Source organism: Streptomyces sp. Y1, assembly GCF_041053115.1.
In the GTDB taxonomy this organism is placed as follows: Bacteria; Actinomycetota; Actinomycetes; order Streptomycetales; family Streptomycetaceae; genus Kitasatospora; species Kitasatospora rubellomurina.
Genome location: NZ_CP163445.1, coordinates 64,457 through 79,999 on the forward strand (window position 1 = coordinate 64,457; position 15,543 = coordinate 79,999).

14 protein-coding genes and 2 pseudogenes are annotated in these 15,543 nt (G+C 75.0%); 5 read left to right on the forward strand and 11 right to left on the reverse strand.

Features of this window, described 5'->3' with window-relative positions:
* Positions 1-6 precede the first annotated feature (6 nt).
* Positions 7-564: a hypothetical protein gene (locus AB2U05_RS00330; RefSeq protein WP_045697792.1), complete on the reverse strand. Its 558-nt coding sequence runs from the start codon at positions 562-564 to the stop codon at positions 7-9.
* Between the two features lie 267 nt (positions 565-831).
* On the reverse strand, positions 832-1,218 hold the full coding sequence (locus tag AB2U05_RS00335; protein WP_369182039.1) for a hypothetical protein: 387 nt from the start codon (positions 1,216-1,218) through the stop codon (positions 832-834).
* 270 nt (positions 1,219-1,488) lie between these two features.
* On the opposite strand from AB2U05_RS00335, the gene AB2U05_RS00340 reads away from it, so the two are divergent.
* Positions 1,489-3,171: an LCP family protein gene (locus AB2U05_RS00340; RefSeq protein ID WP_369182040.1), complete on the forward strand. Its 1,683-nt coding sequence runs from the start codon at positions 1,489-1,491 to the stop codon at positions 3,169-3,171.
* Positions 3,172-3,256: 85 nt separating this feature from the next.
* Here AB2U05_RS00340 and AB2U05_RS00345 read toward each other — a convergent pair whose 3' ends face one another.
* The 5 genes from AB2U05_RS00345 to AB2U05_RS00365 all read right to left on the reverse strand — a co-directional run bounded on the left by AB2U05_RS00345 (position 3,257) and on the right by AB2U05_RS00365 (position 6,502).
* Positions 3,257-3,916 (reverse strand): zinc ribbon domain-containing protein, encoded by a 660-nt coding sequence (locus AB2U05_RS00345; RefSeq protein ID WP_045697786.1) that lies wholly within the window; start codon positions 3,914-3,916, stop codon positions 3,257-3,259.
* A 96-nt stretch (positions 3,917-4,012) separates the two neighbouring features.
* Positions 4,013-4,279, reverse strand: a complete 267-nt coding sequence (locus AB2U05_RS00350; RefSeq protein ID WP_157882133.1) for a hypothetical protein — start codon at positions 4,277-4,279, stop codon at positions 4,013-4,015.
* 154 nt (positions 4,280-4,433) lie between these two features.
* Positions 4,434-5,366, reverse strand: a complete 933-nt coding sequence (gene lepB / locus AB2U05_RS00355; protein ID WP_369182041.1) for a signal peptidase I — start codon at positions 5,364-5,366, stop codon at positions 4,434-4,436.
* 65 nt (positions 5,367-5,431) lie between these two features.
* Entirely contained in the window at positions 5,432-6,028 is a 597-nt protein-coding gene (locus tag AB2U05_RS00360) for a helix-turn-helix domain-containing protein (protein ID WP_045697783.1), read from the reverse strand.
* 90 nt (positions 6,029-6,118) lie between these two features.
* Positions 6,119-6,502 carry a VOC family protein gene (locus AB2U05_RS00365; protein ID WP_369182042.1) on the reverse strand — a complete coding sequence of 128 codons (384 nt, stop codon included), beginning with the start codon at positions 6,500-6,502 and terminating at the stop codon, positions 6,119-6,121.
* 106 nt (positions 6,503-6,608) lie between these two features.
* On the opposite strand from AB2U05_RS00365, the gene AB2U05_RS00370 reads away from it, so the two are divergent.
* Both AB2U05_RS00370 and AB2U05_RS00375 read left to right on the forward strand, forming a co-directional pair.
* Positions 6,609-8,021 carry an NAD(P)-binding protein gene (locus AB2U05_RS00370; protein ID WP_369182043.1) on the forward strand — a complete coding sequence of 471 codons (1,413 nt, stop codon included), beginning with the start codon at positions 6,609-6,611 and terminating at the stop codon, positions 8,019-8,021.
* A 184-nt stretch (positions 8,022-8,205) separates the two neighbouring features.
* Entirely contained in the window at positions 8,206-9,807 is a 1,602-nt protein-coding gene (locus AB2U05_RS00375; RefSeq protein ID WP_369182044.1) for an ABC-F family ATP-binding cassette domain-containing protein, read from the forward strand.
* 57 nt (positions 9,808-9,864) lie between these two features.
* Here AB2U05_RS00375 and AB2U05_RS00380 read toward each other — a convergent pair.
* The 4 genes and pseudogenes from AB2U05_RS00380 to AB2U05_RS00395 form a co-directional block, all read right to left on the reverse strand.
* Positions 9,865-10,821, reverse strand: a pseudogene (locus AB2U05_RS00380) (chitinase); the annotation flags it as partial.
* Positions 10,822-11,043: 222 nt separating this feature from the next.
* A pseudogene (locus tag AB2U05_RS00385) lies at positions 11,044-11,661 on the reverse strand (carbohydrate binding domain-containing protein); the annotation flags it as partial.
* A gap of 110 nt (positions 11,662-11,771) precedes the next feature.
* A complete protein-coding gene (locus AB2U05_RS00390; protein ID WP_369182045.1) occupies positions 11,772-13,247 on the reverse strand; it encodes an ATP-binding protein in 1,476 nt (491 codons plus the stop codon).
* Positions 13,240-13,917, reverse strand: coding sequence for a response regulator transcription factor (locus AB2U05_RS00395; RefSeq protein ID WP_045697776.1), 678 nt, complete (start codon positions 13,915-13,917; stop codon positions 13,240-13,242). The genes AB2U05_RS00390 and AB2U05_RS00395 overlap by 8 nt, the downstream gene beginning before the upstream one ends.
* 138 nt (positions 13,918-14,055) lie before the next feature.
* On the opposite strand from AB2U05_RS00395, the gene AB2U05_RS00400 reads away from it, so the two are divergent.
* Positions 14,056-14,655, forward strand: a complete 600-nt coding sequence (locus tag AB2U05_RS00400; protein WP_369182046.1) for a hypothetical protein — start codon at positions 14,056-14,058, stop codon at positions 14,653-14,655.
* A gap of 100 nt (positions 14,656-14,755) precedes the next feature.
* Positions 14,756-15,490: a hypothetical protein gene (locus tag AB2U05_RS00405; RefSeq protein WP_369182047.1), complete on the forward strand. Its 735-nt coding sequence runs from the start codon at positions 14,756-14,758 to the stop codon at positions 15,488-15,490.
* Positions 15,491-15,543 lie beyond the last annotated feature (53 nt).

Below are 15,543 nucleotides of genomic sequence, written 5' to 3' on the forward strand. Positions count from 1 at the left end.
GGTAGGTCAGTGGGTGAGCCGGAGCACGAGGGTCGAGTCGAGGGCGGTCTCGCCCGCCGGGGTCCCGCAGCCGGTGCCGTCGCTGGTGCCCACGGCGTTGAGGGCGTCGCCCGCGAAGCGCGCGCTGCTCGCCTCGACGGCGCCGGCGGCGACCAGTGAGGCGGTGCCGTTCACCTTCACGACGTCGATCCTGCTGAAGTCGAAGGTGGACGCGCTCCGGTCGGTCCAGTGGACGGTCGTGGTGGCCGTGTCGCCGTGTTCGTCGCCGGTGCAGGACGCGGCCGGCATGGTGACCGTCCGCTCGAAGGTGCCGGTGCCCGCGGGCGCGCCGGCGGCGTCCACGCACGTCACGGTGCCGGTCATGGCCAGCGTGTCACTCAGCGGGAGGTCGAGGCCGCCCTGGTCCAGCGCGGCCGTGAAGACGCCGTGGCCCTTCAGCACACAGGTGGCATCGGTGGTGGGCGTCGTCGAGCCGGCGTGGGCCGAGGCCCCGGCGAGGAGCGGTACCGCGGCGCACAGCGAGACGGCGGCGGCGAGCAGGGCACCGCGGACGGCGATCTTCATGGGGTGGTCTCCCGTGGTCTCTGCGTTCCGGAGCGGGTGGGAGTTCGTGACCGGGCCGCCGGCGCACGGCCACGGACGGTCACGAACGGCCACGCACGGGAACGTAGGGCATCGACGGGCGTCGACCGGGGCGGGGCGCGCCACGGGCCGGAAAGTGCGATGAACGCCTGAACCGGGCCCGTCCGGCCGGGCCCGGGCCAATCACGCCCGGGTGGCTCGCCCCGGGCCGGGGCGAGCCACCCGCCGGTCGGCGACGGCCGGCGGCGGTCAGCGGCGGCGGAAGATCCGCTTCACCAGGTGGACGATCCCCCAGATCAGCAGGAGGACGAGCAGGATGATGACAATGATCACAACCAGCAGGAACTTGCCGAGCTTGGCGAAGAAGCCCGACTTCTTCTTCTTGTCGTCCTTGGCCGCGAGGTTCGTGCCCGTGGCGGCCTGACCGGCCTGCACCGGCCGGGCCTCCGTGCGGGCCGCTGCCGGGGCCTGCCCGACCGTACCGGCGGTGCGCGCAGTACCCTCGGTTCCCGTGACGGCCGCCGCGGACCTGGGCGCGGCCACCGCCGTCGCGCTGGACGCCGCGGCGGTCAGGCCTATGGCGGCCAGCAGTGCCACCAGGGCGCCGGCCGTCACGCGTGCGATCCGGTGAATCATGGTGCTCCTCGTTCGAGTCGTTCGTGTCGTTCGACGCGGGAGCAGCACGCGAGAGGCAGCCCGCCGATCAGATCCGTCCGAGCTTGCGGACCAATCTGACCAGCTGGTTTTCTCATCTGCGCCTAGTATGCTCCACTGGCGTTCTACAGCGGTGTAAAAGTTTGCGGTGCGAGAGTTTAGCGCTGGGCCTGCCCGGATCGACTCCGGCCCCGTCCACGCAGACCCACCGCTCCGAGCGGGGGTTTCGTGGCGACTGTGGAGGATGACGACGTGTCTGGGCGCAGGGGTTCCCCCGTAGACGAGAATTCCTCGCACCGACCCGGGGGACGTCGGGCGGACCGCCGCACGAAGGACGCGAAGCCGGACGCGAAGCCGGACGGCAAGGCGGACGGCGGGGCCGCGGGGGCGCCCCGGTCCGGGCGCGCCAAGCCGAAGCCCAAGCGCAGCACCAAGCAGAAGGTGCTCTGGGTCACGGCCGGCATCACTTCGGTGCTGGTCCTCGCCGGCGGCGCCATCTACTACCGCCTGAACAGCAACATCACCACCTTCGACGGCGACGCGCTCAGCAAGGACCGCCCGGAGGCCGCCGCCCCGGACGCCCAGGGCCGCACCCCGGTGAACGTCCTGCTGATCGGCTCGGACAGCCGCGGCAACGGCAACAGCGACCTCGGCGGCGGCGGGGACGGCGGTGCCCGCTCGGACACCGCGATCCTGCTGCACGTCTACGCCGACCACAAGCACGCGGTCGGCATCTCCATCCCCCGCGACTCCCTGGTCACCCTCCCGCCGTGCAAGCTCCCGAACGGCAAGTGGACCAAGGAGCAGACCAATGTGATGTTCAACAGCGCCTTCTCGGTGGGCGACACCGAGCAGGGCAACCCGGCCTGCACCCAGAACGCCGTCGAGAAGCTGACCAACCTGCGCGTCGACCACACCATCGTGGTCGACTTCAACGGCTTCGCCTCGATGACCAAGGCGGTCGGCGGCGTCGAGGTCTGCCTGCCGAACGACATCCACGAGGGAGACCTCAACCCGAACCTGGGCCACAAGGGCAAGCTGATCTTCGCCAAGGGCAAGCAGAAGGTCGAGGGCCAGCAGGCGCTCGACTACGTCCGGATCCGGCACGGCATCGGCGACGGCTCCGACATCGGCCGCACCAAGCGCCAGCAGGCCTTCCTCTCCTCGCTCATCAAGGAGGTCAAGTCGCGCGGCATGGACCCGACCACCCTGCTGCCGCTGGCCGACGCGGGCACCAAGTCGCTGACCGTCGACCCCGACCTCGGCTCGGCCGCCAAGCTGATCTCCTTCGCCATGTCGATCAAGGACGTCGACCTGCACGACGTCAAGTTCCTCACCGCGCCGTGGCGTTACGAGGGCCCCCGGGTCGCCCTGGTGCACCCGGACGTGGACCAGCTGTGGGCCGCGCTCAAGGCCGATCGCACGATCGACGGCCAGGACGCGAGCGCGCCCGCCCCGGCCGGCACCGAGTCCGCCGCGCCCACCACGCCGGCCGCACCGGCCTCCCCCTCCCCGGCCGCGCCGCCGGACGCCAAGGCCGCCGAGGTGAAGGTCACCGTGCTCAACGGCACCGGCGGCGCCGGGCTCGCGGGCAAGGCCGCGGAGGCCCTCAAGGGCGCGGGCTACACCTCCGTCACCGTCGGCAACGCGAGCGGCACCAAGGCGCACGCCACCACCCTCGTCGAGTACGGCAGCGGCGAGAAGAGCGCCGCCGAGGCGATCGCCAAGCTGTTCCCGGGCTCGACCGTCGAGCCCGGCGGCGCCGGCAAGGGCGTCAGCGTCGTCATCGGCCGCGACTTCGCCGCCGCCAACCCGCCCGCCGCGTCCGGCGCCCCGGGGGCTCCCGCCGGCGCGCCCGCGCCGCTGCCGACCAGCGTGGCCGGCGCGGCCCGCTCGGCGGACGACGACCCCTGCGCCAACATCTCCTACGGCTGACCGGCCACCGGCGGCGAGGCCGGACGCGCGAAGGCGGGACGCCCCCGGAATCCCCGGGCGCGCCCCGCCTTCGCCGTACCGGGCGTCAGCGCCTGGTGCCGCAGGACGGGCAGAAGGCCGACCCCTCCGGGACGTCCTTGTGGCACTGCGCGCACTGCTCGGACTGCGCCAGCCGGTAGCCGCAGCCGGGGCAGAACGGCGTGCCGTGCGTCTCCGCCCGGCACTGCGGACAGACCAGCTGCCGCGGGCCGTTGACGTCGAACTCCGCGCCGGACTGCTGCCCGACCTGGTAGGCGCGGTCGGTGACCATGTCGTTGAGGCCGCGGTGCTGCGCCGCCGCCGCCTCGACCCCGGTGTCCGGCGCGCAGGTGAAGCAGAGGCCCCGGCCCGGGTCGAAGCAGCGGACGCAGACGTAGGACGTGCACTTGGCGCACCGGTTGAAGTGGTCCTGGGCGTTGGCGATCGCACGCTGGAAGGCGGCGTCGCGCGAGGTGCCCCAGCTCTGCCCGGCGAGGCCGTCCGCGGCGTTGCTGATGGTGTTGGCGTTGCCGCCGATCAGGTTCCAGGCGGCGCTGACGCCCTTGCCGATCCAGCCGGCCACCTGGCCGGTGGTGAACCGCTCGAACGGCGAGCGCCAGGTGTCGGAGCAGCGGTAGCAGTAGAACTCGAACTGGAAGCCCGCGCCGGTGCCGTAGTTCTCGCACAGGTCACGGTAGTTGCTGCTGAAGTAGATCTCGGAACTCACGTCGTCCCCGGTGACTGGAAGGTGCCTGTCGGCGGTCGCTGCCGGAGACGATAGGGCGCCGTGGACGGTTCCGCCAGAGACGTCCGCACCCGCTGGTCAGAGGCCGCGCGCCGGCAGCAGCAGCACCCGGGCCGGGTCGTAGCGCTGCCAGCGGGCCGGCTGCCCGCTGCGGCCGATCCGCAGCCGGCACCAGCGCTGCCCGGCCGCGTCCTGCCACCAGCCGGTGATCCGGCCGAGCGCCCAGCCGCCGTCGCCGAGGGCCACCTCGACCGGCTGGTAGACCCAGGTGACGTCCCGTTCGGCCGGTTCGGCCGGTTGCGCCGGTGTCTCCGCACCGGCCGGGCCGGGTCCACTCTCCACCACGGTTGCGCCTCCCGACCCGGGCCGGGCCGCGGCCTCCCCCGCCCGGGGCGGCCGCGCGACCGGACGACCTGCCGCTCACGGCCCGAACTCTACAAGCGCGTAGAGCACGGCGTGGGCGGTTCCGCCGAACCGGAGCGGCCGCGGGGACGGGCCGTCAGCGGGCCCGCGCCGCACCGCGCCGGGCCCGGCGGCGGCGCCACAGGGCGAGCGGCACCACCCCGGCCACCGCGGCCGCCTCGGGCCCGGCCGGCCCGTCCACCGGGGACGCCGAGCCGCCGCCCGGCGCGTCCGGCACGTGGTCGAAGGTGCCCGGGACGGGCAGGGTGGACCAGTCCGACAGCGGCCACGCGACGACGAAGGCCCGCCCGATCACGTTGTCCACCGGGACGAAGCCGTCCCCGGTCTCGTTGTGGTGCGGGCGCGAGTCGCGCGAGTTGTTGCGGTGGTCGCCCATCACCCAGAGCTTGCCCTTGGGCACCGTCACGGTGCCCACCGGGTCGTTGTCGCAGGGCTTCGAGCCGGGGAAGATGTACGGCTCGTCCAGCGCGACGCCGTTCACCTTCACCGGGCTGCCCGCGTTGCACTCCACGGTGTCCCCGCCGACCGCGATCACGCGCTTGATCAGGTCCTTCTCGTCCGCCGAGGGCATCAGGCCGACCGTGCTCAGCACCTTCTGCACCGACCCCATGAAGCCGCCGCTCTCCTTCGGCGGGCCCTCCAGCCAGCCGCCCGGGTCGCGGAAGACCACCACCTCGCCGCGCTCGGGCTCGGCGCCGAACCAGGGCGTGAGCTTGTCGACCAGCACCCGGTCGCCCAGCTCCAGGGTCTGCTGCATCGAGCCGGAGGGGATGGAGAAGGCCTGCACGAAGAAGGTCTTGATGCCGAGCGAGAGCAGCAGGGCGATCACCAGCAGGATCGGCAGCTCCTGCCAGAAGGTCAGCTTCCGGCCCCGGCGGGCCCGGCCGGGCTCCTCCTTCGCCCCGGCCTCCTCGGTTTGCACGGTCTCCCCGGTCTCCCCGGCCTTCGCGGCCGCCTCCCCGTCCGTTCCACCGCTCTCGCCGGACTCCGTGCCCTGCTGCACACTCATGTTTCGGCCCCTCCCGACGGCCTGACGGGAGCCCGGAGCGGGCACCCCCCTGTCAGGCAACGAACCTACCGAACAGAGGTTCCCGGGCGCGCCCGCACGTGGATGCGCTCGCCCTGCGGGCCGAACAGGCTGAGGAACTCGACGGGCTGCGGCCCCGCGTTGCCGAAGGCGTGCGGGGTGCGGGTGTCGAACTCGGCGGCCTCGCCCGCCGCCAGCACCAGGTCGTGCGGGCCGAGCACCAGCCGGAGCCGGCCGGACAGCACGTAGAGCCACTCGTAGCCCTCGTGCACCTTCAACTCCAGGTCCGGCCCGGTGCCCTTGCCGGGCGGCACGACGTGCTTGTAGGCGTGCAGTCCGCCCAGGTGGCGGGTGAGCGGGACGATGGTCTGGCCGTTGCGCGTCACCGGGCGCGGGTGGATGCGCGGGTCCCCGGTGGCCGGGGCGCCGACCAGTTCGTCCAGCGGCACCCGGTACTCCCGGGCCAGCGGCAGCAGCAGCTCCAGGGTCGGGCGGCGCTGGCCGGACTCCAACCGGGACAGCGTGCTGAGCGAGATGCCGGTGGCGGCGGACAGCTTGGCGAGCGTGGTGCCGCGCTCCCGGCGCAGGGCGCGCAGCCGGGGACCCACCGTGGTCAGGACGTTGTCGAACTCTTCGTCGGCCATGCCTGCCATTCGCCGGGACGGCAAGGGTGTTTGTCAATCCGGCACACCGCACGGCGGCCGGGGCGCGAGCGCCCCGGCCGGCCGGCGGGGTCAGGACTGCGTGGCGGCCCGGTCGGAGGCGCTGCGCAGGACGCAGAACTCGTTGCCCTCGGGGTCGGCGAGGACGGCCCAGCCGGCGCCGTCCGGCTTCCGGCGGTCGGCGACCAGGGTGGCGCCGAGGGCCAGCAGGCGCTCCACCTCCTGCTCGCGCGTGGTCTCCGGGCGCAGGCAGAGGTGGATCCGGTTCTTGACCGTCTTGGGTTCGGGCACCTGGCTGAAGTACAGCACCGGGCCCTCCCCGAGCGGCACCTGCACCTCCGGATCGCCCGGCTTGTCCTGCGGATCGAGCGGACAGCCGGTCACCCGGCTCCAGAACCGCGCCAGTTCATAGGCGTCCGCACAGTCGACCGCCACGTTCTGCACCACTGAGACCATGGGCCCGAGCCTCACCGATTTTCCCGCCGGACGCCAGTCGCCCGCCCGGGCGTCGGTGATCAAGCACACGGTCACACAGGACAGTTCCGCCACTACGCTACGTCGCATGACTTCTACGGAGGGGACCCCCGGGCGGGGCACGGCGGTGGTGATCGGCGGCGGGCTGGCCGGGCTGGCGGCGGCCTGGGCGCTGCGCGGCGCGGCGGAGCGGATCGTCGTGGTGGAGCGGGACCGCTACCCGGACCGGCCGCGGTTCCGGGCCGGGGTGCCGCAGGCGCGGCACGGGCACCTGGTGCTGGAGGCCGGGCACCGCGCGCTGGAGGAGCTGATGCCGGGCATCAAGCACCGGTTGACGCAGGCGGGCGCCGAACCGGTGGCGGTCTCGGGCGACCTGCGCTGGCTCAGCGCGGCCGGGTGGATGGCCGACTACCCGGCGCGGATGGCCTTCCTCTCCTGCACCCGGCCGGTGCTGGACCACGCGGTGCTCGAACGGGTCCGCACCGAGCGGTCCATCGAGTTCCTGGAGGGCACCGAGGTGGTCGGGCTGCTCGGCTCGGCGGGCGCGGTGACCGGGGTACGGGTCCGGGCGCGCGGCGGCGCTGGCGGGACCGCCGCCGATCCGGCCGACGGCGAGCGCGCCGAGGGCCGGGCGGCCGAGGGCGCGGGCGGCGCCGAACGCGGCGAAGTCCGGGAGATCCCGGCGGACTTGGTGGTCGACGCGGCCGGCCGCACCACCGCCACCGCGGCCTGGCTGGCCGAGCTCGGCTGCCCGCCCGTACCGGAGGAGCGGGTGGACGCGGGCGTCGCCTACAGCTCCCGGCTGTTCCACCGCCCCGCCGGGGCGGACCTCGGCTGCAAGGCCGTCTACCTCCAGACCAAGGCGCCGCACGCCGGGCGGATGGGCGTGCTGCTGCCCGTCGAGGGCGGCCGCTGGATCGTCAGCCTGGCGGGCATGCGCGGCGCCGAACCCGCGCCCGGCGAGGCCGGTTTCGCCGAGCACCTCGACGGCCTGCGCGACCCGAGCCTGCGCGAGGCCCTGCGGTCCGCCGAGCCGGCGAGCGAGGTGCGCGGCTTCCGGCCCGGCCCGAGCGTGCGGCGGCACTACGAGCACAACGCGCCGGCCGGGCTGCTCGCCATCGGCGACGCCGCCAGCACCTTCAACCCGGTGTACGGCCAGGGGATCACCGTCGCGCTGCTCGGCGCGCTGGCCCTGCGCCGCAGCTCGCTGCGGCACGGCGGCATCGGCCCGGCCACGGCCCGGCAGGCCCGGCGGGAGATCACGGCGGCGTCCAAGAACCCGTGGATCATGGCCGGTGCCGAGGACGCCCGCTTCCCGGCCACCACCGGCGGCCCCTCCGGCGCGCTGGTCAAGCTGCAGCACCGGTTCCTGGACCGGGTGCTGGCCGCCGCCACCCACGACGCCGAGGTCACCGCGGCCTTCCACGAGGTGATGTCCCTGGTGGCGCCGCCGAGCCTGCTGTTCCGGCCGACCGTGCTCGCCTCGGTCCTGCGCGGCTGAGCAGGTGCCGGGCCGTGGCCGCCGCCCGTCGAGGCGCGCGGCCGCGAGCCGGCCCGGTAAATCGGGTGCGCCCCTTCCGGGCGCCCGCTAGCCTGACCCGCATGTCGACGCCCCGCATCTCCTAGCTGACGGACCCGCTTCCACGCCACCCGTGTGTCCCTCAGCTGTTTCGGAGCGTCATCCCGTGATCACCACCCGTGGTGTCGACGTGCGCGTCGGTGCCCGCCTGCTGCTGTCCGACGTCAACCTGCACATCGCCCCCGGCGACCGGATCGGCCTGGTCGGCCGCAACGGCGCCGGCAAGACCACCCTGCTCGCCGCCCTCGCCGGGCAACTGCCGCCCGCCGCCGGCACCATCACCCGCACCGGCGCCGTCGGCTACCTCCCGCAGGACTCCCGGGCCGCCGACCCGGCCGCGACCGTCACCGACCGCATCCTGTCCGCCCGCGGCCTGGACGGCGCCGTCCGCGCCCTGCGCGCCGCCGAGGAGGCGATGGCCCGGGCCGACTCGGCCGCCCGCGAGCGCCGGGCGATGGACGACTACGCCCGCGCCGAGGCCCGCTTCCAGTCCCGGGGCGGGTACGCAGCCGAGGCCGAGGCCGCCCGGGTGGCGGCCGGGCTCGGCCTGCCCGCCCGGGTCGTGGACCAGCCGGTCGGCACGCTGTCCGGCGGCCAGCGCCGGCGGGTCGAACTCGCCCGCATCCTCTTCGCCGACCACGGCACCCTGCTGCTCGACGAGCCCACCAACCACCTGGACGCCGACTCGATCGGCTGGCTGCGCGGCTTCCTGACCTCCCACCAGGGCGGCCTGGTCCTGATCAGCCACGACCTCGACCTGCTGGAGCACACCGTCAACCGGGTGTTCCACCTCGACCCGCAGCGCGCCGCCGTCGACGTCCACAACACCGGCTGGCGGGCCTACCTCGCCCAGCGCGCCGCCGACGAGCGCCGCCGCACCCGCGAACGCGCCAACGCCGAGCGCAAGGCCGCCGCGCTGCACGCCCAGGCCGACCGGATGCGCGCCAACGTCGCCACCGCGACCACCGCCCGCAGCATGGCCCGCCGCGCCGACCGGATGCTCGCCGAGCTCGGACCCGCCCGCGCGGCCGAGCGCACCGCCCGCATCCGGCTGCCCGAACCCGCCCCCTGCGGGCGGATGCCGCTGGGCGCGGTCAGCCTCGCCAAGGCCTACGCCGGCTGCCCGGTCCTGGCCGGGCTGGACCTCGCCGTCGACCGCGGCAGCCGGCTGGTCGTCCTCGGCCACAACGGCGCCGGCAAGACCACCCTGCTGCGCCTGCTGGCCGGCCGGGAGGCCCCCGACTCCGGCCGGGTCGTCCCCGGCCCGGGTCTGCGGCTCGGCTACTTCGCCCAGGAGCACGACACCCTGGCCCCGGAGCTCTCCGTGCGCGACAACCTCGCCCAGGCCGCGCCCCACCTCGCGGACGGTGAACTCCGGCAGGTGCTGGGCGCGTTCCTGTTCCGCGGCGACGACGCCGACAAGCCGGCCGGGGTGCTCTCCGGCGGGGAGAAGACCAGGCTCGCCCTGGCCGGGCTGGTCCACTCCGGCGCCAACGTGCTGCTCCTGGACGAGCCGACCAACAACCTCGACCCGGCCTCCCGCACCGAGGTGCTGGCCGCGGTCGGCACCTACCCGGGCGCCATCGTGATGGTCACCCACGACCCGGGCGCGATCGAGGCCCTGCGGCCCGACCGGGTGCTGCTCCTCCCCCAGGGCGACGAGGACCTGTGGCACGACGCCTACCTCGACCTGGTCGCGGTGTCCTGACCGTCCCCCCGGGTCCCCGGTCGGCGGCGGCGCGCCGACCGGGGACCCGGGGCCGGCTCAACGGCCCTGGAGGGAGCGGACGTTGTCGCCGAAGGTCCAGCCCTTGGAGCCGTCCCAGTTGAGCGACCAGGTCATGAGCCCCTTCAGCGCGCCGCCGAAGGCGTTCCACGACTGGCCGACCAGACCCGGGTCCAGGTACCCGCCGCCGGCGCCGGGCTGGGCCGGCAGGCCGGGCACCTGCTTGTCGTAGGGCACCCGGACGGTGGTGCCCTGGACGGTCAGGCCGTTGTTCAGGCAGGTGGTCTGGGCGGTGAAGCCCTGGACGGTGCCGGCCTGGTAGGAGTCGCCGGAGCAGCCGTACATGCTGCCGTTGTAGTACTGCATGTTGAGCCACCACAGCTGCCCGTTGTCGGCGTACTTCTTGACGATCGGCAGGTAGGCGCCCCAGATCGACCCGTAGGTGACGCTGCCGCCGGTGACGTACGCGGTCTCGGGCGCCATCGTCAGGCCGAAGCCCGGGGGCATCTGGGCCAGCACGCCGTCGATGATGCGCATCAGGTTGGCCTGGGAGGCGGACGGCGTCCTGATGTCGCCGCTGCCGGACAGGCCGGTCTCGATGTCGATGTCGATCCCGTCGAAGTTGTACGTCTTGAGGATCGGGACGACGGTCGCCACGAACTTGTCCGCGACGGCGCTGGAGCTCAGGTCGATGCCCGCGGCGGCGCCGCCGATCGACATCAGGATCGTCGCGCCGCTCGCCTTGGCCCGGCACATCTCGGCGGGGGTCGCGACCTTGACGTTGGTGTCCATGCCGTCCTGCCACAGGACGGTGCCGTCCGAGAGGATCACCGGGAAGGCGGCGTTGATGACGTTGTAGCCGTGGGCGGCGATCCGGCTGTCCGTGATGGGGACCCAGCCCATACCGGGGTGGACGCCGTTCGCGGCGCCGTCCCAGTTCTCCCAGTAGCCCTGCAGCACCTTGCCCGAGGGCTTGGGCTTCGTGGGGCAGGTGTCACCGGTCGGCGGGGTGGAGGTGGGGGGCGGGGTGGTCGGCGGGGTGGAGGTGGGGGGCGGCGTGGTCGGCGGGGTGCTGGTGGGCGGCGGGGTGGTGGGCGGGGTCGTGGTCGGCGGGGCGGAGGTGGGCGGGGTGCTGGTCGGCGAGGGGCTGCTGCCGCCCGGCCCGGTGAGCGACACGTCGTCCGCGAGGTAGGCGGGCTGGCCGTACCAGCCGTGCAAGTAGACGGTCACCGAGGTGGTGGACGGCCCCGTGGTGAAGCCGACGCTGAGCTGGCCGTAGGAGGCGTTGCCCGGCGCCCAGGTGGACGGGTCGCTGCCGGCGCCGGTCCCGGTGGCGCCCAGGTAGACGTAGCTGCCCTGGACGTAGGCGCTCAGCGTGTACGAGGAGTTGGGCCGCACGCTGACGGCCTGAGTGCACTGGGCGTCGTCCTGGCCGTTCGGCGTGGCCTTGAGCGCGGCGGCGCCGGAGTGGACCGGGCTGCCGACGACCTCGCCGGAGCCGCCGGTGCAGGTCCAGCCGGTGAGCCCGCTCTCGAATCCGGGGTTGGCCAGCAGGTTGGGGGTGGCGGCCCCGGCCGTGACGGTGCCGGCCACCGCGAGGCCGGCCGCGACGACGGCGGCGGCGCTCACCCCGGCGAGGCAGCGCCGCAGAACGGTCGGTGCGGGTGCGGCGCGCTCGGCGCGGGGCGGCTGCGCCGCGCGCACCAGGGCCGCCCGCTGCGGGCGTGGGGTGCGCGACCTCCGACGGAACATGCTGTGCTCCCTTCCCGCCGGGGCGCCATGGGCATGCCAGTGCGTGGGGGGCGTGACGCCCGGCTCTGGGTGAGGTGGGGACATGTGGGGCTGTGCCGGACCGGATCGTAGGAGGGCCGGCCGGCCCCGTCAATAGGTCTGGACCAATTGCGGGGCGAGCGGCCCGGTCGGGGCCACCGGGTGCGCCCCGCCGGTCAGTTGGGCCGCGCCACCGGCAGCCGGGTGCGGAAGGTGGTGGCTCCCGGGGTGTCCAGGACGGTGAGGGTGCCCCCGTGGACGGCGGCGATGTCGCGGGCGATCGGGAGGCCGAGGCCGGCGCCGCCGTCGTCGCGGCTGCGGGCGTCGTCCAGGCGGGCGAAGCGCTCGAAGATCTTCTCCCGGTCGTCCGGCCCGATCGGCGGCCCGTCGTTGGCGACGTCCAGCACGGCCTGCCCCGAGGCGCGGTCGGTGCCCAGCCGGACGGTGACGCCCCGGCGGGCGTGGCGCTGGGCGTTGTCGAGCAGGTTGGTCAGCAGCCGGCCCAGCCACAGCGGATTCCCGGGCACGGTGAGGCCGGCGGGCGCGTGGACGGTGACCGGGCACGGCAGGGCGCCCCGGGCCTCGACGGTCGTGCGGACCAGCTCGGCCAGGTCGACGGCCTCCTGCGGCCGGTCCTGCCCGGCGACGTCCAGCCGGGCCAGCAGCAGCAGGTCGGCGGCGAGGCGCTGCAGCCGCTCGGTGTCCTCCAGGGCGCCCGCCACCATCTCGGCCCGGACCTCGGGATCGGGCAGGCCGAGGGCCACTTCGAGCTGGGTGCGCAGCACGGTGAGCGGGCTGCGCAGCTCGTGCGAGGCATCGGCGATGAACCGGCGCTGCCGGGCCCCGGCGGCTTCCAGCCGCTCCAGCATGGCGTTCATGGTGCCGGCCAGCCGGGCGATCTCGTCGTCGCTGCGGGGCTCGGGGACGCGGCGGTTCAGCTCGCGGTCGCCGATCGCCGCCACCTCGGCGCGGATCGCCTCGACCGGCCGCAGGGCCCGGCCGGTCGCCCGCCAGGTGAGCAGGCCGACGGTGAGCAGCAGGACGGTGCTCAGGACGGCCAGGGCCGCGGTGGTGACGTCCTCGGCGGCGTCGGCGGTGCGCAGCGAGGCGCCGACGTGGACGGTGACCGGGCCGTTCGGGGTGGCGGCGGTCATGGTGGCGACGCGCTGGTGGTGCTCGTCGCCGAGCACGCGGACGTTGTACGTGCGGTGGCCGTCCCGGTGGCCGGTGGGGGCGACGGCGGGGCGCCCGGCCAGGTTCTGGCTGGCGGCGAGCACCCGGCCGTTCGCGTCGACGACCTGGATGAAGTCGGTGCCGTGGTCGAGCGGCAGCGGGCTGCTGAGCCGCCCGTCCGCGGCCAGCCGGGCGACGGCCTGTGCCTGTTCGCGGGCGCCGGTCTCCACGGTGCGTTCCAGGTTGGCGCGCAGCAGGAGGACGACGGCGGCGGCGGAGGCGGCGAGGACGACGGCGACGCTGAGGCAGGCGGCCAGGGTGGTCCGGGCCCGCACCGAGCGCGGGGTCAGCCGCTCGGCCAGGGCCGCCAGGCGCGGGTGGCGGGCGAGGCGGCGGCGCAGGGCGAGGCGGGGGCGCAGGGCGAGGCGGCGGCGCAGCATCGCGCGCAGAGTCCGGCCGCCGGGGGTCGGGTCAGCCACCGTCGGCCGCCAGCCGGTAGCCGGCGCCGCGCACGGTCTGCACCGCGGACCGCCCGTACGGGGTGTCGATCTTGCGCCGCAGGGCGCTGACGTGGACCTCGACGGTGTTCGGGTCGCTGTCCGGGCCGCTGTCCCAGACGGCTTCGAGGATCTCCCGCTTGGAGACGGCCTCACCGGCCCGCCGGGCGAGGTGGTCGAGGATGGCGAACTCGCGCGGGGTGAGGGCGACGGCCGTGCCGGCGCGGGTGCAGGTGCGGGCGGCCGAGTCGACCACGAGGTCGCCGAGGACGGTGCGCCGGGGCGCACGGCTGCCGATCCGGCGGGCGAGGGCGCGCAGCCGGGCGACGAGGACGACGAAGGAGAACGGCTTGGACAGGTAGTCGTCGGCGCCGGTGTCCAGCGCCTCGGCCTCGTCCCATTCGCCGTCCTTGGCGGTGAGCATCAGGATGCCGACGTCGCTGCCGGAGGCGCGCAGCCGCGCGCACACCCGGTAGCCGTTGAGGCCGGGCAGCATGATGTCGAGCAGCACCACGTCGTAGGCGTGCTCCATGGCTTTGGCGAGGCCGGCGAGGCCGTCGTGGGCGACGTCGACGGTGAAGCCCTCCGCGCTCAGCCCGTGCTGCAGCGCCAGGGCCAGTCGCCGCTCGTCCTCCACCACCAGTACACGCATGCCCACCAGGGTCGCAGGTCCCCGGAGCGGGCAGCTGAAGGGGTCTTCGGGTCTTCAGCCGATCTTCAGCAATGCCCGGTCATATTGTCCGCACCGCCCGGGGTCGGCCCGGGCCTTGCCGAGGATGGGGTGGGCGCGATGAGCGAGCCCGTAGCAGCCGGGGAACCGCAGGAGCAGCCGGGGGCCAAGGCCCCGGGTCGGACGCGTACGGGCCTGGGCCGGGCCGGGCGCTGGGTGCGCCGCCGGTCGGCGCGCTGGGTCGTGGTCGGGGCGGCGGTGGTCGTGGTCGGCGCCGGCGCGGCCGCGGTGGCGCACCACCACGAGCACGAGGGCCACGGCGACGGCCGGGCGTGGGCGGCGGGCGACCGCCAGCAGGGCGAGGGCGACGGCGAGGGCAGCCGCCACGGCGCCGGGCACGGGCACGGGCACGGTGGCAACGGTGCCCGCCACGGCGGCGGCGCCCAGCAGGGCGACGCTCAGCAGGGCGACGCTCAGCGGGGCGGCGCGGCCCGGCAGGGCGCTCCGGCGCCGCTGCCGTCCGCCGACGCGGGCACGGCCGTGAGCAAGGCGGCGGCGGCCGTCTCCGGCGGCAAGGTGGAGTCGCTGACCGCGGTCGCCCAGCAGGGCGGCGGCAGCGCCTGGCAGGCCGTGGTGCTCGGGCCGGACGGCGTGCGGCACCTGGTCACCGTGGACGGGGCGGGCACCTCGGTGACCGGCAACACCGTCCTCGACCACTGACCGTCGGGCCCGTCTTCATCAGGCAAGGAGTGCTGTCCTGTTGGGCGCCATGACCACCCCGCGAACGGCCGGACCGCGCCGGTCCGTCCCCGGGGGACCCGTGCTGAGCAAGGTCCCCCGGGTGACGGCGGCGTTCTGGGCCGTCAAGATCCTCACCACCGGCATGGGTGAGACCACCTCCGACTTCCTCGCCCGGGTGCTCGGGCCGATCCCGGCGGTCGGCTCGGCCGGGCTGCTGCTGGCCGTCGCGCTGTTCGCGCAGGCCCGTGCCCGGCGCTACGTCCCGGCGGTGTACTGGGCGGCGGTGATCATGGTGAGCGTGTTCGGCACCATGGCCGCCGATGTCGCGCACGTCGCCCTCGGGGTGCCGTACGCCCTCTCGGCGGGGGCCTTCGCCGTGGCGCTCGCCCTGGTGTTCGTGCTGTGGCGCAGCACGGAGGGGACGCTCGCGGTGGAGACCGTCGCGGGCGGGCGCCGCGAGGTCTTCTACTGGTGCGCGGTGATGGCGACCTTCGCCCTCGGCACGGCCGTGGGCGACCTGACCGCGGCCACCCTGGGCTGGGGCTACCTGCCGTCCGGGCTGCTGTTCGCCGCCCTGATCGCGCTGCCCGCGCTCGCGCACCGGTTCTCGGCGCTCCCGCCGGTCCCGGCGTTCTGGTGGGCGTACGTGCTGACCCGGCCGCTCGGCGCCTGCTTCGCCGACTGGGCCGGGGTGAGCCGCGAGCGCGGCGGCCTGGACCTGGGCACCGGGCCGGTGAGCCTGGTCCTCGCGGTGGTCATCCTCGCGGCGGTGGCGTGGCTGGGTGTCCGCGAGAGCCGCGCCGCCCGGCTCTGAGCCGCTGAGCCGCTGAGCCGGGTCGAACGCCCGGGGCCCGCCGCCGAAGCCGG